The organism is Microcoleus harperi Pol14_C6 (genome assembly GCF_036701295.1).
In the GTDB taxonomy this organism is placed as follows: Bacteria; Cyanobacteriota; Cyanobacteriia; order Cyanobacteriales; family Microcoleaceae; genus Microcoleus.
In genome coordinates this window covers 24,896-48,106 of sequence record NZ_JAUBQN010000041.1, presented here as the reverse complement: position 1 = coordinate 48,106, position 23,211 = coordinate 24,896, and the positions used below count along the sequence as shown (strand labels likewise).

The 23,211-nt window shown below is 44.4% G+C and carries 18 protein-coding genes; 7 read left to right on the top strand and 11 right to left on the bottom strand.

Annotated features, from left to right (window positions below):
- Window positions 1-554: 554 nt before the first annotated feature.
- Window positions 555-1,532 carry an acetamidase/formamidase family protein gene (locus tag QUA27_RS22515; protein ID WP_333070666.1) on the top strand — a complete coding sequence of 326 codons (978 nt, stop codon included), beginning with the start codon at window positions 555-557 and terminating at the stop codon, window positions 1,530-1,532.
- A 156-nt stretch (window positions 1,533-1,688) separates the two neighbouring features.
- Entirely contained in the window at window positions 1,689-1,973 is a 285-nt protein-coding gene (locus QUA27_RS22510) for a hypothetical protein (protein ID WP_333070664.1), read from the top strand.
- A gap of 411 nt (window positions 1,974-2,384) precedes the next feature.
- Here the strand turns inward: QUA27_RS22510 and galT are convergent, their stop codons facing one another.
- From galT to QUA27_RS22495, 3 genes are all read right to left on the bottom strand, one after another.
- The gene (gene galT, locus QUA27_RS22505) at window positions 2,385-3,407 is read right to left on the bottom strand and encodes a galactose-1-phosphate uridylyltransferase (RefSeq protein ID WP_333070662.1); all 1,023 of its coding nucleotides are present in this window, start codon (window positions 3,405-3,407) and stop codon (window positions 2,385-2,387) included.
- Window positions 3,408-3,653: 246 nt separating this feature from the next.
- On the bottom strand, window positions 3,654-6,908 hold the full coding sequence (locus QUA27_RS22500; protein WP_333070661.1) for a WD40 domain-containing protein: 3,255 nt from the start codon (window positions 6,906-6,908) through the stop codon (window positions 3,654-3,656).
- Between the two features lie 12 nt (window positions 6,909-6,920).
- Complete coding sequence (locus QUA27_RS22495) at window positions 6,921-8,234, bottom strand: AAA-like domain-containing protein (RefSeq protein ID WP_333070660.1); 1,314 nt, start codon at window positions 8,232-8,234, stop codon at window positions 6,921-6,923.
- 264 nt (window positions 8,235-8,498) lie between these two features.
- Between QUA27_RS22495 and QUA27_RS22490 the strand changes: the two genes are divergently transcribed.
- On the top strand, window positions 8,499-8,720 hold the full coding sequence (locus QUA27_RS22490; RefSeq protein WP_333070658.1) for a hypothetical protein: 222 nt from the start codon (window positions 8,499-8,501) through the stop codon (window positions 8,718-8,720).
- 21 nt (window positions 8,721-8,741) lie between these two features.
- On the opposite strand, the gene QUA27_RS22485 is transcribed toward QUA27_RS22490, so the two are convergent.
- Together QUA27_RS22485 and QUA27_RS22480 are read right to left on the bottom strand one after the other, a co-directional pair.
- Window positions 8,742-9,017, bottom strand: a complete 276-nt coding sequence (locus QUA27_RS22485) for a hypothetical protein (protein ID WP_333070657.1) — start codon at window positions 9,015-9,017, stop codon at window positions 8,742-8,744.
- Window positions 9,018-9,020: 3 nt separating this feature from the next.
- Window positions 9,021-9,401, bottom strand: a complete 381-nt coding sequence (locus QUA27_RS22480; RefSeq protein WP_333070655.1) for a hypothetical protein — start codon at window positions 9,399-9,401, stop codon at window positions 9,021-9,023.
- 290 nt (window positions 9,402-9,691) lie between these two features.
- Here QUA27_RS22480 and acs point away from each other — a divergent pair, with 290 nt between their 5' ends.
- Entirely contained in the window at window positions 9,692-11,662 is a 1,971-nt protein-coding gene (acs, locus tag QUA27_RS22475; RefSeq protein WP_333070653.1) for an acetate--CoA ligase, read from the top strand.
- 113 nt (window positions 11,663-11,775) lie between these two features.
- Here acs and QUA27_RS22470 read toward each other — a convergent pair whose 3' ends face one another.
- Entirely contained in the window at window positions 11,776-12,063 is a 288-nt protein-coding gene (locus QUA27_RS22470) for a hypothetical protein (RefSeq protein ID WP_333070650.1), read from the bottom strand.
- Between the two features lie 43 nt (window positions 12,064-12,106).
- Between QUA27_RS22470 and QUA27_RS22465 the strand changes: the two genes are divergently transcribed.
- Both QUA27_RS22465 and QUA27_RS22460 read left to right on the top strand, forming a co-directional pair.
- Entirely contained in the window at window positions 12,107-12,685 is a 579-nt protein-coding gene (locus QUA27_RS22465) for an acyl carrier protein phosphodiesterase (RefSeq protein WP_333070649.1), read from the top strand.
- Between the two features lie 96 nt (window positions 12,686-12,781).
- Window positions 12,782-13,672, top strand: a complete 891-nt coding sequence (locus QUA27_RS22460; protein WP_333070647.1) for a thermonuclease family protein — start codon at window positions 12,782-12,784, stop codon at window positions 13,670-13,672.
- 1,124 nt (window positions 13,673-14,796) lie between these two features.
- Here QUA27_RS22460 and QUA27_RS22455 read toward each other — a convergent pair.
- Together QUA27_RS22455 and QUA27_RS22450 are read right to left on the bottom strand one after the other, a co-directional pair.
- Window positions 14,797-16,716 (bottom strand): iron uptake porin, encoded by a 1,920-nt coding sequence (locus QUA27_RS22455; RefSeq protein ID WP_333070646.1) that lies wholly within the window; start codon window positions 16,714-16,716, stop codon window positions 14,797-14,799.
- 80 nt (window positions 16,717-16,796) lie between these two features.
- Entirely contained in the window at window positions 16,797-16,976 is a 180-nt protein-coding gene (locus QUA27_RS22450) for a hypothetical protein (RefSeq protein ID WP_333070644.1), read from the bottom strand.
- Between the two features lie 533 nt (window positions 16,977-17,509).
- On the opposite strand from QUA27_RS22450, the gene QUA27_RS22445 reads away from it, so the two are divergent.
- A complete protein-coding gene (locus QUA27_RS22445) occupies window positions 17,510-18,298 on the top strand; it encodes a class II glutamine amidotransferase (RefSeq protein WP_333070642.1) in 789 nt (262 codons plus the stop codon).
- Between the two features lie 43 nt (window positions 18,299-18,341).
- Here the strand turns inward: QUA27_RS22445 and QUA27_RS22440 are convergent, their stop codons facing one another.
- The 3 genes from QUA27_RS22440 to QUA27_RS22430 form a co-directional block, all read right to left on the bottom strand.
- A complete protein-coding gene (locus tag QUA27_RS22440; protein WP_333070640.1) occupies window positions 18,342-18,638 on the bottom strand; it encodes a WG repeat-containing protein in 297 nt (98 codons plus the stop codon).
- Between the two features lie 74 nt (window positions 18,639-18,712).
- Window positions 18,713-22,330, bottom strand: coding sequence for an urea carboxylase (gene uca / locus QUA27_RS22435; RefSeq protein ID WP_333070637.1), 3,618 nt, complete (start codon window positions 22,328-22,330; stop codon window positions 18,713-18,715).
- Window positions 22,331-22,530: 200 nt separating this feature from the next.
- Complete coding sequence (locus tag QUA27_RS22430) at window positions 22,531-23,172, bottom strand: urea amidolyase associated protein UAAP2 (protein WP_333070634.1); 642 nt, start codon at window positions 23,170-23,172, stop codon at window positions 22,531-22,533.
- Window positions 23,173-23,211: the final 39 nt, after the last annotated feature.

Sequence of the window (23,211 nt, the reverse complement as noted above, 5' to 3'; positions counted from 1 at the left end):
ATACTGAATATGCTTTCATGGGGATATTATTTATTAGTCGATTATACTGTACCTCATAACATCCGCAAGTTCTGTACAAAGCCGCCCCCGCCAACTGAATTACTAAACAGTCATTAGTCTGAAGAAAAAAAAGCGAGCGATTAGAGATGCTAGACTTTAAATTTTTAACTACCAAAGTTATCAAAAAGTTAAAAAATTAGTAGACTATCTCAGATATAATAAACCTCAACCATTTTTTGACCCAAAGCGTCCAGGATACAAGCCCCCAGATTCATTCCTTCGCAGACTCAGGACCCAGAAATAAAAAACGTGTACCCGATGAAACTTGCCCCCCGAATTTATCCGTGGGGTCACAGCTTCAATTCTTTAATCTAAAATCTAAAATCTAAAATCGATTGACCTCTTCTTATATCTGAGTTCTCTTTCTGTGCGCCCTCTGTGCCCTCTGCGGTTCATTAAAAAAAATCTTTATCAAAAATGCTTGAGACTTGCGCTATCACATTCTTAACACCCTTCCTTCAATCTAAAATCTAAAATCTAAAATCCAAAATCCCATGACTCGCCACCTTCTCAAGGCTAACTGCAAAACCGTACACTTGGGCGGTTTCTCTCCGAATATCGAACCTGCTTTAATCGTCGATTCGGGCGATCACATTGATATCGAAACCTATTCAGGATATTATGTTGCTGACAAAGCCCCACCGGAATTTCTCACTCCCGAATTTTTAGATATTTGTCAGAATTTGCCTCCCAACCGCAAAGTGGGCCCTGGACCCCACTTGCTGACGGGCCCAATTTATGTTAACAATGCCGAACGGGGAGACGTTTTAGAAATTCACATTGAGGATGTTTATCCGAGTTTACCAGTAGGATTTAATGCAATTCGCGCCGGATGGGGGGCATTACCTGACTATTTCCCCGAACCTAAATTGCGGTTTATTCCCCTAGATTTACAGCAAAAAACTGCTGAATTTCCCCCAGGTAGTGACCTTGCGATTCCCTTGCATCCTTTTTTTGGAATTATAGGTGTTGCGAATTCAGAAATCAACCGTTCTTCTATTCCTCCACAGCGTTACGGCGGCAATATGGACAATCAGGAACTCCAACCAGGAACGCGGTTATTTTTACCTGTTTTTCTGCGCGGCGGTTTACTGTCCATCGGCGACGGACATTCGGCACAAGGAGACGCTGAAGTTGACGGTACTGCCATTGAAACTTCGATGAACGGCACTCTTCAAATCATTTTACGCAAGGATTTTATTTTGATATTCCCGTTTGCCGAAACGCCCACTCATATTGTAATTATGGGATTCGGTAGAACATTAGATGAAGCGTTTGAAATGACGGTAAAACAGACGGTTTATTGGTTGCAAAAGTTTGCAGGTTTCAAAGAAGAACAGGCTTATGTTTTGTGTTCCATTGCGGTAAATTTTCGGATTACGCAGGCTGTCAACAATCCCCAAAAAGGAGTTCACGGAATGATGCCCAAGTGTATTTTGCCCGAAGTGAAAATTATTGGTCACGGAGTTTGAGGTAAAATGATAACACGCGATCGACCAAAAAATTAGGATCGCGATCGCACAAACGATACAAATTTGTCACTGCTGTGGTCGATCTGGATCGCCATCCTGTTGACAATTAAGCTTAAAATGAGATAAGTTACCAGTTCTACCTAAATCGAACTCAACATGAAAAACCAGACTGACGATGTTGCCAAAAAAGATTTAGTCGATCGAGCTTTTGGGAGTGCAGCAATACCAGATCCGACAGCATGGGTGCACGAACATTATTTTCTGGCTAATTTCGCCGATACTCTGGCCCACATCCAAGAACATATGTCTGAAGACAGTTGCGAAATCGGCGATAATGGTGACTCGGGTGAGGGGATATTATCGATCGATGCCAAAATTAGAGATATGTTAAGAGCTACTTTTAGCGACGATGGCTGGCATTATGTCGAAAGTTTATTGTGAGTTTGGTAAAATCCACAAGTATTTGTACGTTCATAACTTGAGAACGTATGTTATACCAGTTTAACAAAAGAATCCAACTTTAGGCCGATGATCTACCCCATTAGATCATGCGTTAGGCGCAATTCTTTAATCTCAAATATCCAATCTCCAATAATATCAATTCCGTCTGCGCCGGAATGATATCAAATCCGCGCTTCCGGAGTCGGACATAAAGTCGAATCAAGCTGCCAACAAATAATTCCCGCAATTTTCATTTTTTTGACTCACAGTCAACAGTCAACAATGATTCCGGTGCAACCGGAATCGATATAATATCAGTTTCCTCCCCCAACGCAGACTCGCAACTCAGAGTGGCTGCGTGCATTTCTACCCCAATTTGAAGTAAATTGGACTATTGTGATGTAGGATACTTTAGATGGGGGGGAAATTACTGTCGCTAGGAATTTCGATCGATCGCAAAAAAGCCGCACTTTCTTCGGGCAAAGCAGTATTGATAAACATCCCGCTACCCAACTCAAACCCAGCTTGCTTAGTAACTCTGGGAATAATTGCAATATACCAGTGAAAGTATTTTGTTGCCCGTTGGGCGATGGGCACCGATCGAATATTATAGTTATAATCGGGATTGTTCAATCCGTAATAAAACTTAGCCAGTACAGTTTTCAAAGTATAAGCAAGATCGGTAAGTTCCGTATCAGTAATTTCATCAAACGAAGAGGAATGCCGGCGCGGAAAAATCCAAGTGTGAAACGGTGAAAGTGCAGCGTAAGGGATAAAAGCTACAAAATGTTCACTCTCACAAATCACTCTTTCCTTCGCCGCTAATTCATCTTCCAAAGTACGGCAAAACAAACATTCTCCCGTGTCATCAAAATATCTAATAGCTTCGTCGATCCGGCTGCGAAATTGGCTGGGTACAACGGGCGTCGCTGCTATCTGCGAGTGGGGGTGTTCGAGAGAAGTTCCGGCACTTTCCCCGTGATTTTTGAAGATAATAATTGTTTCTATGTGGGTATTTTTTCTAATTTCTACATAGCGCTGGCGGTATACTAAAAGTATGTTTGCAACTTCTTCAACACTCAACAAAGCTGTCGTCAAATCGTGTCGCGGGTGTTCGACAATTACTTCGTGAACGCCAATTCCCGCCATCGTGCGGTGAATTCCCGATGATATCCTCATCCATTCTGCTGTCGGGGAGAGGGCGGGATATTTGTTGCGAATTGCCCTGACTTTCCACCCAGTGCGATCGCCCAAACGGCAAGTTTCTAAGGTTCCGTCTTCCTCATTTCCCACGCAAAACGGGCAATCGGCACGGTGCGGTGGCACTAAGGCAGCCCACTTTTTTTTGTTAGCGAATTGATCCGGTCTTGTCGCCCGTTCGGTGGCGATGATTACCCAATCTCTGGTAATTAGATTTTGTCTAAGTTCAGACATTTTCTTACCTTCAGTTTCCGGGTCAAATTGTCTCTTATTTTAGATACATGATTTATGATTTGTCATCGTTATTTCGTAAAATCTTAATAAATCTTGACTTTTAAATTTCCGGCTTGTAGTCTGCTAGATACCAGAATTATTCAATAATTCTGGTGTCTAAATTGGGTAAAGCTAATAGCAGTTTGAACAAGTGAAAAAGAATCGTAAAATCTTTGCTATATCCCAATCATCCGCGTGGATCAGCGGTTAAATTTTCTCACCAAGCCATTCCCTCCCCCTCGCCAACAACTCGTCCAAACTTTCGATCGGCCAAAACCGCACCTTTCCATCCTGCAAACCAGTTATTAAAAACTTCCCGTCCCGACTAAAACAAATATTCCAAATCGGACTTTTCAACTCCACAAAATCAGCCTCACCTTTGAGCAAATTGCCCTTATAGCCGCTAAAGTCAGCCAGTAAATTCCCCTGCAAGTCCCACAATTTGGCAGTGCCGTCTTGTGATGCAGTGGCGATCGCATCCCCTGTCAGGCTAAAACAGACACTTGTTACCGGGTTATTATGTCCGGTGAATGTTACCAAGCAGTTGCCCTGCAAGTCCCACAATTTCGCGGTGTTGTCAATTGAGCCAGTAGCGATCGCATCTCCTGTGGGGCTAAAACAGACACTTCTTACCGAGTTATTATGTCCGGTGAAGGTTACCAAGCAGTTGCCCTGCAAGTCCCACAATTGGGCAGTTTTGTCATATGAGGCAGTAGCGATCACATCCCCTGTCGGGCTAAAACAGACACTTGTTACCGAGTGATTATGTCCGGTGAATGTTACCAAGCAGTTGCCCTGCAAGTCCCACAATTTCGCGGTGTTGTCAGATGAGGCAGTAGCGAGCGCATCTCTTGTCGGGCTAAAACTGACACTTCTTACCCAGTGATTATGTCCGGTGAATGTTATTAAGCAGTTGCCCTGCAAGTCCCACAATTTCGCGGTGTTGTCATCTGAGGCAGTGGCAATCGCATCCCCTGTGGGGCTAAAACAGACACTTCTTACCGAGTCATGATGTCTGGTGAATGTTACCAAGCAGTTACCTTGCAAGTCCCACAATTTCGCGGTGTCGTCATCTGAGGCAGTGGCGATCACATCTCTTGTCGGGCTAAAACTGACACTCCATACCGAGTGATTATGTCCGGTGAATGTTACCAAGCAGTTGCCCTGCAAGTCCCACAATTTCGCAGTTTTGTCAGATGAGGCAGTAGCGATCGCATCTCTTGTGGGGCTAAAACTGACACTTGTTACCGAATAATTATGTCGGGTGAATGTTACCAAGCAGTTGCCTTGCAAGTCCCACAATTTCGCGGTTGTGTCATCTGAGGTAGTAGCGATCGCATCCCCTGTGGGGCTAAAACTGACACTCCATACCGAGTGATTATGTCCGGTGAATGTTACCAAGCAGTTACCCTGCAAGTCCCACAATTTCGCAGTTTTGTCAAATGAGGCAGTAGCGATCACATCTCTTGTGGGGCTAAAACAGACACTTCTTACCGAGTTATTATGTCCGGTGAATGTTACCAAGCAGGTGCCCTCTAAATCCCACAATTTAGCGGTGTGGTCAGATGAAGCAGTAGCTATCGCATCCCCTGTCGGGCTAAAACTGACACTCCATACCGAGTTATTATGTCCGGTGAATGTTACCAAGCAGTTACCCTGCAAATCCCACAATTTGGCAGTGTTGTCAGATGAGGCAGTAGCGATCCTATCTCCTGTGGGGCTAAAACTGAGACTATTTACCCACTGATGATGTCCGGTGAATGTTACCAAGCAGTTGCCTTGCAAGTCCCACAATTTCGCAGTTTTGTCAGATGAGGCAGTAGCGATCCTATCTCCTGTGGGGCTAAAACTGACACTTCTTACCGAGTCATTATGTCCGACAAACTGGCGTCGTTCGCGGATTTTAGCAAGAATCATCTGCAAAACTAACAGAGGATTGGTAACGGGATATTCCGAAAGCGGGGGATTATCTGGTATCCACTTTTTTAAATCTTCTCCGGCTTTGATAGCTGCCCGCAAGGCTTCTACTTGCTTTCCATCCGACTGAAAAAGCTTTAAGGCATTGCGTCCAGCTTCTTCAACTTTAATAACTTCCCTGACTTGTCTCCGAACTTCTTTTAAAAATTTATTAGATGTTCTCAGTTCTTGCCGCTCATCAGCTTGACTGGCATCTAAAAAATCATTATCCTCATCGCTTAAGCGTTTCCCCACTTTCCACTGCAACGCATCATCCAACACTTTGCCGCGCAACAGTCGGGAAGTATCCTGACGATTTGAGGCGATCCAAGCGGCGAATTTTTCCTGGTAGGGGCGGAGTTTCGCTAATTCTTGCTGTACCCAATCGAGGTTAAATATTTCTCGATAAATACGGTTGTAAACTTGCAGTTGACCGTGTTTTTTAACAACTAACCCCGATAACTGTAACTCCATTTGGTCGGGACTGTTATCAGCGACGACCCCCCCCTGCCCCCCCTTGCTAAGGGGGGGAGTAAGATTGTCTTTTTCCTCCTCTGCTAAGGGAGGATTAGGGCGGGTAATAATTTGCTGATAGATGCCGAGGAGTTGGCTGGTACGCTGTTGGTTGCTGAGGATGCGATCGCGAATTGTTCCGAGGTGTTCGGGATTGTCGTTCTCTTCCCAATTGTTAATAATGTAAGCTTGTACCAGTTCGGCAATGTCAGGATTGCAGGTTTCTGCTCGTTCAAGGACAATTTTACAAAGTTTTTGAGTCAAAAAAGGCTGTCCGCCCGTCCAGTTTATAATGTCATTTAAAACCTGAATCGGACGATCGACTTTTCCTTCTAAACCTTTTGCTAAAGGTGCAGCTTGTTCCTTAGTAAAACCTTTTAATTCAATAGCTTGACCGATATTAAAGGGGGTGCGTTTTTTATCTTGAATCAAATCTGAAGGTGTGGCGACGCCCAACAGACAAAATGTTAAGCGTTGATAAGCAGGAGTTTCACCGCTTTGACCTTGATTGTGACAAGCACGAATATAAGCAAAAAAGTCATCAGTCGGAAAATTCAAACTAAGAACGCTATCAATTTCATCAATAAAAATTACAAGGTTTTGAGAAATGCGTTTCAGGAGGATAGAATCGATAAACTCTGCCAAACGATCCTGCGGTGACAGCCAATCACACTCGCTCAACCAATGTTTTAGATTGACATCCAGCGATAATTTGCGATTGAGATTTAACAAAATACTGTTGTACCATTTTTCCGGGGTAGTTAACTGAGTTCCCTTTCCAGAAAAATCTATTTCAACACAAGCTATTCCCTCTTGTTTCAGGCGATTCATCACTTGTACGCGCAAGCTAGATTTACCTGTTTTGCGCGAATTGAAAACATAACAAAACTTACCTTTTTTCAGTTCTTCATACAGTTGTTCGTCAGCTTCTCGCTTGACATAAGTTTGGGTATCAACGCCCAAAGTAGCTTCACAAATATATTTGTAAGTCATTTGTTACTCCGCTTAATTGGGATTTAGGCGATCGAAAAAATATTGCCGATACAAATCGCACCGAGGCCAACAATCATTTAGATCTACCAGCACCAATCCCATACCTTGCAATTTAAAAGTTGCGTAGGTGTCAAGTCGCACGGGCTGTGTTTCATTGACAACTTGATAGTAAGCAGTTTCTAGTTGAGGATTTTTACGGAGTTCTCCCAACAGTTGTCGTAAATGATTGATAAATGGACTTGCTTCTGTAGCAGCAATTTCCAAAAGTCTATCGAGGGAACATTGCTCTTTTTGGAGAAAAACCAAAGCTTCTTGGATTAGATAAGGATGTCCGCCAAAAATTTTCCTAAATTGCTTAAATATATCTGCATCCCACCCCTGAAGTTGATAGCAATTGGCTAAATAATCAACTTGAGCGGGAGTGAAATCGAGTAAAGTTCTAGTTAAGCCCACACCGCTAAGAGGAGAACAGTTGATATCTAAGGAACCGTAAACATTAGTTGAGTGAACAATGATTAACCGCAATTTTTTCCAAAGTTCAGCAAATTGATTTCCCTCAACGTGCAGTTGACTCCAACATCTCAATAATTCACAAAAATCAATTCGGAAAGATTCTTGCTCAAAAACCCGATCGACATTTTTAAAAGCCAGTACCAAAGGTTGAGTCTGATTATTTAACAAATAGTCTTCAAAGTAGGTTTGAGTATTCGTGTGTTCGTCAAACTCATCGCTATCCCAATATTCAGCTAATTTGTTTTCTAAACCCAAAGCTTTACCAACTCCTTTACACAGCCATTTTAGTAATTCCTCATAACTTGAGAAAACACTACTACTTGCTTTCTGAAAATCTAAAGTAACGGCTTGATAATTATGACCTTTAGCACGCTCGGTAATTCGGTTCAGTAGTAAAGTTTTCCCCGTATATTTAGGTGCTTTAATCCGAATCACTGCTCCAGGTTCCAAGATTTTATCACAGCATTCAGATTCGATCGGATGACGCTCTACATAGTAAAAATTCAATTCTTCTCTATCGTCAGAGGAGATTCCCGGACGTTTTATTAATTTATCGCTAACTAATTCAGGTTTATACTTGGCAAATAGCGGCTTTAATTTATCACGCTGTCGGTAGCGTTCGCCCTCTTCATTTTTAAAACCAAATAACTTGCAGATATTTATAATATGGTATCTGGCACCCGATGAATCATTAAGTTTGAGGAATTTAGCGATCGCTTCCTCTGACTTGCCTTGCAACCACATATCTAATACCTTATGCTGTATGGGGTTTAGCTCTTTTGGATAAATGGCGTCAAACTCTTTTTGATTCATGCTCCGCATACCTGCCTTAGCGCTTTACCTACCACTCTTACTAATTTACCACAGTTGTCAGCTTCAGCCCCGATCGCCAGTTTAATTTCACAAATTGACAAACACCAGCTAATTTGTGAATTTTTTTTCACAAACCCTTCAACTCAATTGTCAAAAAAATTGGTAATTCCCCGGCAATTGACAACTTTGGTGAATTTATTTATCAATCAAATAATAGTAAGAAAGTTAGTTTATTATTGAATTGTAGATATGGGAATTAACTAAATGAAAAATTTAAATCGGCTGCCCCAGAACAAGAGTACATCAGCTAAAAAGGTAAATCAAGTGAAAAAATCTGACAATTCCAACATCAAGTGGTCGATCGAGAAAGTTGTAGTACCGATCGCGATCGCCCTAATTCCGTTAGCAACAACGTACATCACCCCTCAAAATACCCCACAACCGCCAAATCCAGCGATCGAGCACAGGACTCCAGCGTCACAATAACATGGGATGCGATCGCCCTTTTTAAGCCAACTGCAACTGCACATTCTGCAACTTGCAAATCGCTTTCAACACTTGCGCCAGCAAGAGCGATCGCTCTGGGTCAATCAAATTCAATTCCGGTAAAATCTGATAAGTACAAGGATTTCCCCGCGTCACCCGCACAAACCGATAACTTTCGCCATTCGTCGTCAATCCCCAAACAGACGATTGCTGCTGCAAACTTTTATAAGTATAAGTCAGGAGTTGCGGCAAACCAGTCAAAGGTGCGATCGCACTATTTTTCGCCTCGACTACCAAAATCTAAAACTGTGCAGCCGCTAGCTCTGCATCCGGCTGATTTACCGCTAAAACATCCAAGCGCCCTTTAATTAAAGTATCCCCATCCTCAACCTCGATCGGGATGCTATCTTCCATTGTCAGCACGATCGGAATATCAAAAAATCCTGCTAATCTCATTAACGGTGAAAGCACTAAAAATTTAACAAGTTCTTCTGAAACTTTTCCGGCGGATAAGTAGCGTCGAAAGTCAGTTCTAATTTTTAATATTTCCTGCTGTTCTAATTCTGACAGCGGTTCCAAAGATAAAAAATCGGTGAAGGCGTCTCCTTCTCGCTCTTCCAATTTGAGAAGGCGGCGAACGTCGTTTAGAGAAAGGTGGCTTGCTTCTAAAATTTGCCTCATTGTTTTCATTTAAGTAAATTTAACTAACTACCTAATTATAGCTGATTTAATTTACAAAAAAGTGCCAATTAAAAGATTCTAATACAATAATTACTAGGAAGAATTAAGTATTAAATAGGCTAAAAAATCCTCTTCATCTGCGTTAATCTGCCTTCATCGGCAAGCAAAAAAAGAACAACCTCTCCACCTATTACAAAATTTCCCAAAGTCTTAAGGAAAATAAACATACTTTGGTCCCAACTTATGCAAACAATAGTTACAAAGACTAACCGAAATTAAAGTTAAGAACGATGTCACAAGATACCATCGAATCAATTCTGCAAGAAAAGCGGCTATTTCAGCCGGCCGCTGAATTCTCTCAAAAAGCTCACATCAAAAGCCTAGAAGAGTACCAAGCCCTCTACGACAAAGCCAAAGCTGACCCCCAAGCATTCTGGGCAGAACTCGCTGCCCAAGAATTGCACTGGTTCCAAAACTGGGATACCGTACTCGACTGGCAGCCGCCTTTTGCTAAATGGTTTGTCAACGGCAAAATTAATATTTCTTACAATTGTCTCGATCGCCACTTAACCACTTGGCGCAAAAATAAAGCCGCCCTGATTTGGGAAGGCGAACCCGGAGACTCCCGCACCCTCACCTACGCGCAACTCCACCGCGAAGTCTGCCAAATGGCAAATGTGATTAAGGAATTCGGAGTCCAAAAGGGCGATCGCGTCGGCATTTATATGCCGATGATTCCCGAAGCTGCGATCGCCATGCTAGCCTGCGCCAGAATCGGTGCCGTACACAGCGTTGTTTTTGGCGGATTTAGTGCAGAAGCTTTGCGCGATCGCCTCAACGACGGCCAAGCAAAACTCGTCATCACCGCCGACGGAGGCTTCCGCAAAGATGCAGCAGTCGGCCTCAAAACACAAGTAGACAAAGCACTAGCAAATAATGCCGTACCCAGCGTTACCAATGTTCTGGTAGTTCAGCGCACCAAACAGCAAATTGACATGGAACCAGGGCGCGATCGCTGGTGGCATGAATTGCAAAAAGGTGCATCCGCTGACTGTCCGGCAGAACCGATGGATAGCGAAGATTTGCTGTTCATTCTTTACACTTCTGGAAGTACCGGAAAACCGAAAGGAGTCGTCCATACAACCGGTGGTTATAACCTTTATACCCACATGACAACCAAGTGGATATTCGACCTCCAAGATACCGATGTTTACTGGTGTACTGCTGATGTAGGCTGGATTACTGGACATAGTTATATTCTCTACGGCCCGCTATCCAACGGTGCGACAACTTTAATGTATGAAGGTGCTCCTCGCCCTTCTAATCCCGGCTGTTTTTGGGATGTAATTGAAAAATACGGCGTCACAGTTTTCTACACTGCACCCACCGCTATTCGCACCTTTATGAAAATGGGTGAACACTTGCCGAATGCGCGCAATTTGTCATCTTTACGATTGTTAGGAACCGTCGGCGAACCGATCAATCCCGAAGCTTGGATGTGGTATCAGCGCGTAATTGGCAACTCAAATTGTCCGATCGTCGATACTTGGTGGCAAACAGAAACCGGGGGAATTATGATTACCGCTTTGCCTGGTGCAATTCCTACAAAACCAGGTTCTGCCACCCTACCGTTCCCTGGAATTGTGGTCGATGTTGTTGACCAAGATGGCGAACCAGTCACTAACGAAAGCGGCGGTTATTTAGTGGTGAAACATCCTTGGCCGGGAATGATGCGGACGCTTTACAACGATCCCGATCGCTTCCGCCGCACTTATTGGGAATATTTGCACCCGAAAGATGGCGAATTTGTGTACTTTGCAGGGGACGGCGCGCACAAGGACAAAGACGGTTATTTCTGGGTAATGGGCCGCGTTGACGATGTAATTAATGTGGCCGGACACCGACTCGGCACGATGGAAGTCGAGTCAGCTTTGGTATCGCATCCAGCGGTGGCGGAAGCTGCGGTTGTTGGTAAACCGGATGAGATTAAAGGTGAGGACATTGTGGCTTTTGTCACGCTGGACAACTCGCAGCAACCTAGCGATGAATTGGCTAAGGAATTGAAGCAGCACGTTGTTAAGGAAATTGGGGCGATCGCCCGTCCCGGCGAAATTCGATTTACCGATGCTTTGCCGAAAACGCGAAGCGGTAAAATTATGCGGCGTTTGCTGCGTTCTTTGGCGGCGGGAGAAGAGGTTTCTGGGGATACTTCTACGTTGGAAGACCGGACGGTTTTGGATAAGTTGCGGGGTGGTGCGTAGGGGTATTTTGTCACCGCCGATTTTAGCAGATTAACGCGGATAAACGCAGATGAAATTCCCATCAGCTCATCTGCGTTAATCTGCGTTAATCTGCTGTTTAAGTGTTAATTGGTTTATTTACCGCGCCACAAATGAACCGCATCGGGGTTAATTTCCGATCTTACTTGCAGCCACTCGTCTAACAAGTAGTCATCATCGACTGCTTCTGAATGCTGTTCGTCTTTGAGAATTGCCAAGACCTGCACTCCAGACGGATAGTTGACATGACGAATTTCTGGGTCATATCCCAAGTCTTGAATTTTTGCCAAAACGCGATCGACAGCACCGGCAACAGTAAGATGGACGGCAAGAATAATTTGACCGAGTTTAGCACCCGGTTTTACACATTCTAGAACAGCCATTACTCTTTCTCCTTATGCTATCTTAGATATTTTTACTGTAGCAATGAATTATTTGGCTCATCTATTCTTATCAGAAGGCACGCCAGAATCCCTGATTGGCAACCTCTTAGGAGATTTTGTCAAAGGAACGGCCATCAACCTTTATTCCGAGGAAATTAGAAAAGGCATCGATTTGCACCGCAAAGTAGATAGCTACACGGACTCTCACCCAATAGTGCGATCGAGTAAAAGCCTTGTTTGTTCTCACAGACGAAGGTTTGCTGGAGTTTTGATTGACGTGTTTTACGACCACTTCTTAGCTAAAAATTGGCTGGAGTATTCAGAAATTCCGCTCCGGGATTTTTCTCAGGATGTCTATAAAATCCTGCAAGACAACCGCGATATATTACCTGACTCTCTCCAGCGGGTGTTGCCCACAATAATTGCCCGCGACTTGCTTTCATCTTATCAGGAAATTGCCGAAATCGGCATCACTCTTACAAGAATGTCGGCGCGACTGAAACGCACAAATAACTTGGCAAGCGGCATAGAAGATTTGACAGCTAACTATCAACGCTTAGAATCGGATTTTCGGGATTTTTTTCCTGATTTGATAAAATATGCGACTGTTGGCAAATTTTAATATAAAAAACAAAAATTCTTGTTGATAGTGATAACGAACTCGTGTATAATCCAAGCGATACCTGCATGAAATCTCAAATGCAAAAGGGTTCAAAATATGGCAACCAGAATTCCGAACCTGCAAATAACTAAAGTAGTTGATGGCGACAGCATCAAAATTTCTCTCAACGGCAAAACCGAGTCTCTGCGCCTGATTTGCGTCGATACAGAAGAAAGTCATTCGGGAGGCTCCAAACCTGTAACTGCGGCGGGGAAAGCAGCTTCAGAAATGGCTAAAAAATACTTCGCCACAGCAGATGGCGGACTTGCTCAAATTGACATAGAATTTGATACAGACGATTCGGTTGAAGTGGCTCTACAAAAACACCGGGACAACTACGGGCGTCTTCTCTGTTACGTACATAAAGACGCAGAAAATTACAATCTTAAACTGATTGAAGAAGGCTGGAGTCCCTACTTCGTCAAATACGGGCGCTCCAGATTGTATCACCGCCAAATGACTGAGGCAGAATCGGCAGCAAAAGCTTACAATCTGATGATTTGGAATCCGATTATCAATGCCAAAATCCCCTCTCGCAATTATGCTAATTTACTGCCTTGGTGGTCGATGCGCGCCTCAATAGTTGAAGAGTTTCGGTTGTCGGAAGCAACGGCAGGAGCGCTTTCTTTGAGGTTGCACTACCCGAAAATATTAGCGGCTTCTGAGAGAGCTAAATCTATTACTGTTTTCTGCGATTTGCAGGCGGGAATTACTAAATGGATCGGCGGGAGCGCTCTAATTTATGCTGGTTCAGTGTATCATAAATTAGATTTGTGGATACCCGATGCTACAACTGATGAAAGAGCTCCCTTGAAGCGGCTAATCGAGAAGCGTTATGCGGGCCTGGGACGGGGATATGTGTATGTCAGTGGGAAGGTAGAACAGTACAAAGGGAAGCCTCAAATAGTTTTGAAGGATATCAAACAACTTTCGGATTTTCCCCGATAATATTTTTTAAACCAGACTTTATTTCATCTTTTTTATGGGTTCTAATCTTCTTCGGAAGTACGATCGCACAAATAGAGGGCGATGCTAAAAAACGATCGCCATCTATTCAGCCCTGATATTCTTTTGTCCAGAAGTGCAGGAAAATTTATTGCTCCATAGAAGGAGTAGTGAAAAATCTACATCCTAATGGATTTCTGCGTGCAGATTGATTTTGAGGAGTGGTTATAGGAGGACTAGAGGTAGAAGGTATGCTATTCAATTCTGAGACGGTAAAAGATTTAGAAATGTTAGGATTTTTCCAGAGAGGACTGGCAGAAGTGTTAGCAAGATTTGGTGATTCGGTAATTGTAATCTCCTGTGTTGCATTGACACTTGTCTGCGATTTGACAGGGGTTTGTGCCTGACACGGATAGGCAGTCATAGCAGAAATTAGAGCCAAGCTCAGAAACCCAAAATAGCCCGTTGATTTAATCATATTTATCTAAACCTAAACTTAAGAACTATTAGTAATGCTCCTAATAATAGATTAAGTTAGGAAAACTTATGTTTCAAGCGTGTTTATGCGTATTTTTTCAACTTAATAATTAGGTATTTGTATGTAGGAAAAAAAGATAAAAACGGGGAAATTACTACTCAATGTAAAGTTGCAGTAAAGATAGCGGGTTTTTACTGAGAAAAAATATTAGGAAATCCCGCGAGGGTTTTAATCACTGTCTGTTTACCGAAGAACACCTTTCTCGCTTAACAGGCAGGAGGCCTGGGGAGCATCTCAATGAAAGCAGCCAAGCTAGAAATCTAAGTTTTGATTGAGGCAGGAGGCAGGAGGCAGAAGGAAAAACGCAGAAGGAAGGAGCCAGAAGAAGTATTTTTACAAGGCGTTGCTGATTTATGGTATAAACGCTAAATATGCCAGTCATAGAAACCATTACCCACAAAGCTTTGGAATTTGAAAGTTATTTTTTCATACCCTGATTAAGCAACGCCTTTTACAAATATGAGATGCTGCCGGAGGTCTGTTCCACAAAATTAAATTTTCTTGTGGGCCGTTTCTCCGGGCCGAGTTCACCAAAATGGTTTGCAATTGGCGATCGATCTACTAAACCCGGCCCCACAGTATTAAACTCTTAAAAGGAGAATGAAGTTCTCAGTACACCAACTGAGATCTGGTCGCTATCGGGAGTGTGACCGGGTTGAAAAATCAAGATCAATCCAGGGGTGACGCTGATATTATCATTCACCTGCCAGCGGTAGAATACCTCTACATGAGTAGTCGTTCCAGGTTGCCCGCCCGATCGCCCTAAACCCGTATCTAAAAAATCAGGAACGTTATTGCCTGTAGGTAAATTGCTGCTGACAATTTTAGGCGGTTGCCCGATATAAATTCCTCCTAAATTTCCTGCTTTAAACAAATCGGGAAAATTTACAAAAACCATATAATTTGTAGTGGCTAACGTACCAGATTTACCAGGAATGCGAGAATTAGTATAACCAGCCCAACCCCCCAGAGAAACTCGCGATGAAAGGCGCCAATTTAAACTTGCTCCCACTGCATTTGTTTGCAGAGAAGCGGACTTATTTGTGTTAGAATTGATAGCGGTCAATTGGCTATCCCCCGCCAAACTAATCAGATTACCGTCCGGCGAATAATCGTTAACATAATAGACAGTAATATCAACTGGATCTGCTGGTGTAAGAGTTAGTTGTACACCCAATGTATTGTGTCCTTTAGACCCGTTAGAACTGACAAAAAATCCCGAAATGTTAGTTGAATAAACTGCTTGCAAACTGGCTCGCTTCGCGAATTGCCAGTCAATGCCTATGCCGCCTAAACCTAAACCAGTGTTCAAAATTGGGTTTCTTTGGGCGAACGCAGAAAGGGGGCCGGAAGCTGCACTTTCTGCCCGATTCGGCCCTCGAAAAGCGGTAATCATGTTAACTCCTGCTGTTCCTGCAAACACTGCCAATTTGTCGCCGACCAGAAAGCGGTAGTTGAGATCGCTGAGAGTTAATCCCGAAGTTTCACCTAAATCATAAGCAAGGTTTACGTCTTCGGTTAGTTGCGGAGAAGTGCCTCCGTTCTGGTTGTAAAAACCGATCAATAAGTTACTGCGAGGACTAAATTGAGTGGTTAAGTAAAATTGATTTAGGTTGATGGTATTGACATTTGTACCGGGGTCTTTGGTATCTCTTTTGCCGTCTCTGGGAACCAGATCCGCACGGTTGGGCGTGCGCCCTTGTATTCCAAAAATTGTGAATCCCGACAGCTTAGTTGTGGTCGAAAATTGATTGGCTTCTAGTTCGCTAGTTCGCGCTTCTAGCACATCCACTCTGCCTCGCATTGTGGCAATTTCGGCGGCAAATTCTTCTTGCAATTTTTGCAGTTTTATTAAGTCGTCTCGCTTAGCTAGATTTTCAGTTGATTTGGCGATGGAATCGCGGATTGTATCTAAACAAGCATTGACTCCGGCTGCAAATTCATAGCGGGTAAGGGCGCGGTTTCCGCGATAGGTTCCGTCGGGGTATCCAGCTATGCAGCCGTATCTTTCTACTAAGGATTGCAGTGCTTGAAAGGCCCAATCTGTGGGCTGTACGTCGCTGAGTTGGGAAACTGATGTAACTTGTTCTATCGAGTTTTCTGCAGGGTAAATTAATGGGGGATTTTCTAATTTATTTTCTTCAACTAATGCGGGTATTGGGGCGGGCTGGGTTTCGCTGGCTTCGGATACGTGAGTTTCTATCTCACTCGCGATAGGTAGGGGCGGCTCCGATGTGGGGTTTATCGGTGAAGTTTCCTCTACATTGTCAGCTTTTTCGACTAATTTGCGATCGAGATTACGATCGAAATTCTCCGGTAGATTATTTGTCGGTGCGGGTAATTGATACCATTCATTAACTGGATCTTCCGAATTTGCACTATTTGCTGTTGTTTCAGGATCAGTCGTTTCTGCTAAGGCTGGAATGCTGAATAATGCCTGCAATCCGAATCCTAGTATTAAGCTGCTAAGGATTTTCCAAATTTGTCGATCGCACTTATGATTTTTCATGGTATTTATACTTTGTGAACTCAGAGTCAAAAAACTGAGAAAAAGCGCGATTTCCTACGGGATAGCTACGCACGCGCGCACTATTCGAGATGAAGGGCGATCGTAAATTGCATTCCTTCTCCCAAAACCGACGAACAAGTCGAACTGCCACCCTCGCTTTCTTCCACTATGTGACGGCTGATTGACAATCCGGTTCCCGTTTTTTTTAACAGATTTTGTAATGAATGAAGAGTCAAAAATATGTGATATTTTTCCCTCATATCTTCCTCTGCTATTGTCCTTGAGTTTAATCAAAACCTATCGATCTCAACCCCAAAAAAGTAGTAAAACTAATAATTTAGAGTGGGATATAATCTATAAAAATCCATTTTGGTGGTTTTTGTTATCGCTTAATGATTTTAACAACTATAAAACTATATAAACATATAATTGAGTTATTTTTGAAAGCTTGAGTAAATTAATATTTTTTTATTTTTGTAACTTGCGGACGGTTATTATTTCCCTTCACACGAGGTCAAAAAATAATCAAAATTATATCATTTTTTCCATGACGCTAATACTTTATCCTCGCTGTATGCACGTAAAAGGTGCGGAGCGAGTGAGCGTATAACATCGTTCCGACAGAAACACAATCGATTGTTTTAGCTTGCCAACTTTTTAACTTCAGTATTATTAAGGTTGATTAAGCCCAATATTAAGTGTATTTAACCCGTTAATACTATAATATTATCACCGCAAATCTGTAGCTGCCAATAGCTGCGCGATCGATCTACACTCCAGAGACTTAAAAGCTATGTGCCAATTACTGGGAATGAACTGCAATGTTCCGACAGATATTTGCTTTTCTTTTGAGGGTTTTTCTGCAAGGGGGGGCAAAACGGACGTTCATCAAGACGGTTGGGGAATTGCTTTCTTTGAAGGTTTGGGATGTCGCCTCTTTATAGACTCTAAACCTGCGATTGCTTCTCCGGTTGCAGAAGTAGTGCGTCGCTATCCCATTCATTCCACTAACGTCATTGCTCACATCCGCAAAGCTACCCAAGGCGAAATTGCTCTGGAAAACTGCCACCCTTTTATTCGGGAACTTTGGGGACGTTATTGGGTGTTTGCTCACAACGGAAATCTCGAAAACTTTTATCCAGAATGTGCCGGAGTTTACAAACCGGTTGGCAAAACTGACAGTGAAAAAGCATTCTGTTTAATATTAGAAAAGCTGCGCTCTACTTTTCCTCAAAGTAAGCCTGCTTTAGCGGAAATTTACCCGGTACTGGAGGAAATTACTAAAACTTTGGCAGAACACGGAATTTTTAATTATTTACTTTCCGATGGAGAACACTTGTTTACCCACTGTTCTACTAATTTGCATTATATTGTGCGACAAGCACCTTTTGCTAGCGCTCACTCGATCGACGAAGATATAACAGTCGATTTTCGGGAATTGACCAAGGAGGACGATCGCGTGGCTGTTATTGCCACTTTTCCGCTGACAGATAACGAAGTTTGGACGCAAATTCAGCCGGGAGAATTGCTGGTATTTCAGGATGGTTGGCCAGTCAATTCTGGGCTGTTGGAGTTAAGCTAACGAGACTTAAACAAATTTAAAGCCTAAACAAAGCCCCAACCTGCTAAATGACTGGCTTTCGAGTTTGATTGATAAAGCCAGATTTGCCATCGCGCTTGACAGTGGCTAAGCCTTCCGAAAAACTGCCCGCCGCCGAAAATTGCGGGGCGATCGCCCACAGGTCTGCTTGATTGATATATCCCCACCCTTTTAAAGCGCTAACTGCTGCTAAATCTTCATTAAATGAGCGGGCGTTGCACAATTTGAGGATGATTCTTGTGAGCTGTCCCGCCTGCTGTGAAAATACACGCCTTCGGGCTACGATATCCCATCCCACAAAACAATCAAAATCATCCCGCAATTATGCAACGCCGAGTAGTTACAGATTTGTTGGCCGCCTAGCTTCCGACTGTCCCCGAACTGACAACAGAGGGACTAATTCGGTTGAACAGCCGCTAGAATTTGTCCGGCTGTCACCGTTTGCCCCTTTTCACAAAACAATTGGGCGACAGTACCCGCAACATCAGCAGTAATAGCAATTTCCATTTTCATCGCTTCCAAAATTAACAGGCGATCGCCCTCTGCAACCGCATCTCCAACATTAACCAGCACCTGCCAAACATTGGCCGAAACGTGAGCAACAACTGCCTCACAACCGATCGGCAAAGTAACCTCCGCCACCGTTTCAGAAGCTACATCCGCCGAGGCTTCTGCGGCCGCTTCAGCGTCAAATTCCCCGGATGCGGCCCAGCGATCGCGCTCTGCATTAAATGCGGCCTGCTGCTGGGCTTTAAATTCAGCCGCACTGTTAGCAATAGAATGCAAAAATTCATTGTATTCTCTCAAATTAAAAGTGATTTCCTCAACCTTTAATTTAAACTTCCCTTCGATAAATGCTTCCCGACAGCGGTGCAATTCCTCATGGGAAACCGGATAAAATCGGATTTGGTCAAAAAAGCGCAAAAGCCAAGGTTTACCAGACTGGAAATCCGGCGTTTGTTTGAACCGATTCCACATTTGCACCGTGCGGCCGACAAATTGATAACCTCCGGGCCCTTCCATCCCGTAAACGCACAAATACGCGCCGCCAATGCCAACTGCATTTTCAGGAGTCCAAGTGCGGGCGGGATTGTATTTAGTAGTAACCAAACGGTGGCGCGGATCGAGGGGAGTTGCGACGGGCGCGCCTAAATAAACGTCTCCCAAACCCATCACTAAATAGCTAGCATTAAATACAATTTCTCTGACTTGTTCGATGCTGTCAAGCCCGTTTATGCGGCGAATAAACTCAATATTGCTGGGACACCAAGGTGCATCCGATCGCACAGACTGCATATATTTTTCAATGGCCAACAGCGTCGATTCATCTTCCCAAGATAAAGGCAAGTGCACAATTCGCGCCGGCACTTCCAAATCCTCGATCGCCGGAAGTTCCGCCTCCGCCGCAATCAGCGCCTCCATTAGCTGCTGTTGCGAAATCTGGCGGCTGTCAAAATGAATTTGGAGCGATCGCATTCCCGGCACTAATTCGATAACACCCGGCAACGGATTTGCTTTCAACTGTTCCATCAATGCGTGCGCCCGAAAACGCAAATTTAAATCCAGCACCAACGGGCCGTATTCGACTAGAATATATTTATCCCCAGCTTGACGGTAAGTAACAGCAACCTGTCCCGGAGATTCGGGAATTTCGTGCAAAAGTGGAGAAGCGGAAACTGCGGGCAATTCCTCCGCCTTTTCCCCAAAAACAGGCAAGCAAAAAGTAGCAATTTGCCTATTTTGTGCTAATTCCCGCTGCAAAGCTTCAGCAAAACTCAAACAGTGAAAGCGAATGCTGTCCCCCGGTTTCAGTTGCCCGATTTTCCACAATTCCGACTGCACAATAGTAGCAGGACACACAAAACCTCCCAAACTCGGGCCGTCAAGACCGAGAATTACAGGCATATCGCCCGTAAAATCGATCGTGCCGATCGCGTAAGCATTATCGTGAATGTTAGACGGGTGCAAACCCGCTTCTCCCCCGTCTTGACGCGCCCAGGTGGGCTTCGGGCCGATCAGCCGAATGCCTGTCCGCGTCGAGTTATAATGCACCTGCCATTCTGTAGAGAAAAACATTTCGATGTCTGACTCAGTAAAGAAATCCGGCGCGCCGTGAGGGCCGTACAAAACGCCGATTTCCCACTTATTACTGTAGGTGGGAATTAGTTCGGGAGGCAAAGATATTTCCGCTTCCAGAGTTGCAGTTTGAAGCAGTTTAAGCACATCTCCCGGACGCAGCGTGCGGCCCGCGTGTCCGCCAAATTTGCCCAGTACAAAAGTTGATTTGCTGCCCAAATAATCGGGAACATTCAAGCCGTGCTTTACTGCTAAATAAGTGCGGTAGCCGCCGCCTTGAATGCCTTTTAACTTGAGAATGCTGCCAGCTTTTACGGGAACTGCCGTCCAAAACGGCACCGGTTCGCCGTTTAGCGTTCCCTTCATAGTTGCACCGGTCAAACTAATAACTGTATCGGCATTAAAGCGCAGAGTTGGGCCTGTAGCTGTGAATTCCAAGCCTGCTGTCGATTCGGGATTTCCTACTAAACGATTTGCCGATCGAAATGCCAGATGATCCATCGGCCCAGAAGGCGGCACGCCAACATCCCAATAGCCAATCCGCCCCGGATAATCTTGAATGCTGCTGTAGGTTCCCCCATCCAATACATCGATCGTTAAAGGTGCGTATTCAAAAGAGTTTAAAAAGCGTGTGCTCAGTTCGCCCCGGCTGAATCGGGAATCGTCCAAAATCTGGCGGAGGTAATCTAAATTAGTTTCAATTCCCGCTATTTCACTGGCATCTAAAGCAGCTTTGAGTTGAGCGATCGCCTCTTCTCGATTATCCCCGCAAACGATTACTTTGGCTAGCAGCGGATCGTAAAAAGGAGTAACCTCCGTGCCGGTTTCTATCCAACTGTCGCAGCGGACGTTTTCGGGAAACACAACTTGATTCAGCAACCCGGAACTCGGCTGAAAATTCTTGCCGGCATCTTCCGCATAAATTCGCACCTCAATTGAGTGTCCCTGCGGTTGATAGCGGTACTCTTCCAGGGGGAACAAATCTCCCGAAGCCTGTTTTACCATCCACTCAACGAGGTCGATGTTGTTGACAGCTTCAGTAACGCCGTGTTCAACTTGCAAGCGCGTGTTGACTTCCAAAAAATAAAACTGTTTCGCATCGACATCAAATACAAATTCAACAGTACCGGCTGACTGGTAATTTACCGCTTTTCCCAACCGCACGGCTGCACCGTACAACTGATTTCGCTGTTCGTCGGTAATAGCAGGGGCGGGGGTTTCTTCTATTACTTTTTGATTGCGCCGCTGCACCGAACAATCTCGCTCGCCCAATGCTATGACATTGCCTTTGCCATCTCCAAAAATTTGGACTTCAATGTGCCTAGCTGTTTGAATGTATTTCTCTAAAAAAACGCCGCTTTGTTTAAAATTGCTTTGACTCAAACGCTGTACTTTTTCAAATGCTTCTGCCAAATCTCGATCGCCAAAACAAGCCTGCAAACCGATGCCACCGCCGCCTGCGGTACTTTTGAGCATCACCGGATAGCCGATCGCCCCAGCCGCTTTTTGGGCATCCTCTAAACTTGCTAAAAGTTCGCTTCCGGGGGTTAGCGGCACTTGATTTGCAGCGGCTATTTCCCGCGCGGTGTGCTTCAATCCAAAGCAGCGCAACTGACTCGGAGTCGGGCCGATAAATGCAATATTTTCGCTGGCGCAAGCTTCGGCAAATTCAGCATTTTCGCTCAAAAAGCCGTAACCCGGATGGATGGCTTGAGCTTTTGTTTGGCGCGCAACTTCGAGAATGCGATCGAACCGCAAATAACTCTCGGCTGCGGCGGCTGCACCGATACAAACGGCTTCGCTGGCGGCGAAAACGTGTTTGGCGCGGGCGTCGGCTTCCGAATATACTGCTACTGAAGCAATTCCGAGGCGATCGAGGGTGCGGATAATTCGGCAGGCAATTTCACCGCGATTGGCAATTAGAACTTTGTTAAACATTTGGGTGATTGTATAAATCTTTGATTGATAAGTCAACCGCAGATGTTAGGGAGATGAACGCAGATAAACGCAGATAATTTCTAGATAGGAAAGTTTGGGAATGCTATGCAAGTCTTTTGGGGCAATAGGGAAGGGCGCTAACAATAGTGCTAGCGTCCCCCTCGCGGTGGATTCTAATAGATGGTGGCAGGCTTATTAGATTACACGGAATCCCAAACTATCAACTGAATCGGTGTAGGATTGTAAGCATTGCAAGGATTGTTCATTTGCGGGCAGTTAGAAATAGCAACTAGCGCGTTCATTTCCGCTCGCAAATCAACTGTACTTCCCGGGTCGGAGATGCCGTCAACAATTTCTAGCGTGCCGTCTTCGCTAACCGGAACATTCATAAAGAAGTTGATATTGCTGACTAAATCTCGTTTGCCTAAACCGTAGGGAAGAATTGCGGCGAGGAAATTTTCAACGCAGGCGTGCTGGTATTTTTTATCTAGTCCAAACCGCACCGAATTGCTCTCGCAGCTACAGGCGCCGCCGGAGGTATCGTGCCGCCCGCAGGAGTCCGCAATTATGGTCATCATGGCTCGCCCTTCGTTGGAAATGAGTTGGCTGTTTGTAGTGACAAAGATGTTGCCTTGATTGACGATCGTATCGGGGGCGCTGTAGCGTTCGGAAGGGTCATCGGCATTGTAAACTAAAAAATCTACTGCTTGATTTCCGCCTAAATCTACAATGCGGAGAATCTGTCCTTTTTTGATGACGCGAGACCAGGGATGTCTGGCGGGTAAAACTTCGTTATAAATTGCTGTTTCTGGATCGAGGATTTGTTGGGTGGTTGCAGTCATGGTTCACTTGGTTTGATGAATTTACAGCATTTTTTTCCG

Excerpts from the sequence above, each read along its gene's own strand:
- QUA27_RS22515 (WP_333070666.1), top strand. The coding sequence starts at position 555 with ATGACTCGCCACCTTCTCAAGGCTAACTGCAAAACCGTACACTTGGGC.
- QUA27_RS22510 (WP_333070664.1), top strand. The coding sequence starts at position 1,689 with ATGAAAAACCAGACTGACGATGTTGCCAAAAAAGATTTAGTCGATCGA.
- galT (WP_333070662.1), bottom strand. The coding sequence starts at position 3,407 with ATGTCTGAACTTAGACAAAATCTAATTACCAGAGATTGGGTAATCATC.
- QUA27_RS22500 (WP_333070661.1), bottom strand. The coding sequence starts at position 6,908 with ATGACTTACAAATATATTTGTGAAGCTACTTTGGGCGTTGATACCCAA.
- QUA27_RS22495 (WP_333070660.1), bottom strand. The coding sequence starts at position 8,234 with ATGAATCAAAAAGAGTTTGACGCCATTTATCCAAAAGAGCTAAACCCC.
- QUA27_RS22490 (WP_333070658.1), top strand. The coding sequence starts at position 8,499 with ATGAAAAATTTAAATCGGCTGCCCCAGAACAAGAGTACATCAGCTAAA.
- QUA27_RS22480 (WP_333070655.1), bottom strand. The coding sequence starts at position 9,401 with ATGAGGCAAATTTTAGAAGCAAGCCACCTTTCTCTAAACGACGTTCGC.
- acs (WP_333070653.1), top strand. The coding sequence starts at position 9,692 with ATGTCACAAGATACCATCGAATCAATTCTGCAAGAAAAGCGGCTATTT.
- QUA27_RS22470 (WP_333070650.1), bottom strand. The coding sequence starts at position 12,063 with ATGGCTGTTCTAGAATGTGTAAAACCGGGTGCTAAACTCGGTCAAATT.
- QUA27_RS22465 (WP_333070649.1), top strand. The coding sequence starts at position 12,107 with ATGAATTATTTGGCTCATCTATTCTTATCAGAAGGCACGCCAGAATCC.
- QUA27_RS22460 (WP_333070647.1), top strand. The coding sequence starts at position 12,782 with ATGGCAACCAGAATTCCGAACCTGCAAATAACTAAAGTAGTTGATGGC.
- QUA27_RS22455 (WP_333070646.1), bottom strand. The coding sequence starts at position 16,716 with ATGAAAAATCATAAGTGCGATCGACAAATTTGGAAAATCCTTAGCAGC.
- QUA27_RS22450 (WP_333070644.1), bottom strand. The coding sequence starts at position 16,976 with ATGAGGGAAAAATATCACATATTTTTGACTCTTCATTCATTACAAAAT.
- QUA27_RS22445 (WP_333070642.1), top strand. The coding sequence starts at position 17,510 with ATGTGCCAATTACTGGGAATGAACTGCAATGTTCCGACAGATATTTGC.
- uca (WP_333070637.1), bottom strand. The coding sequence starts at position 22,330 with ATGTTTAACAAAGTTCTAATTGCCAATCGCGGTGAAATTGCCTGCCGA.
- QUA27_RS22430 (WP_333070634.1), bottom strand. The coding sequence starts at position 23,172 with ATGACTGCAACCACCCAACAAATCCTCGATCCAGAAACAGCAATTTAT.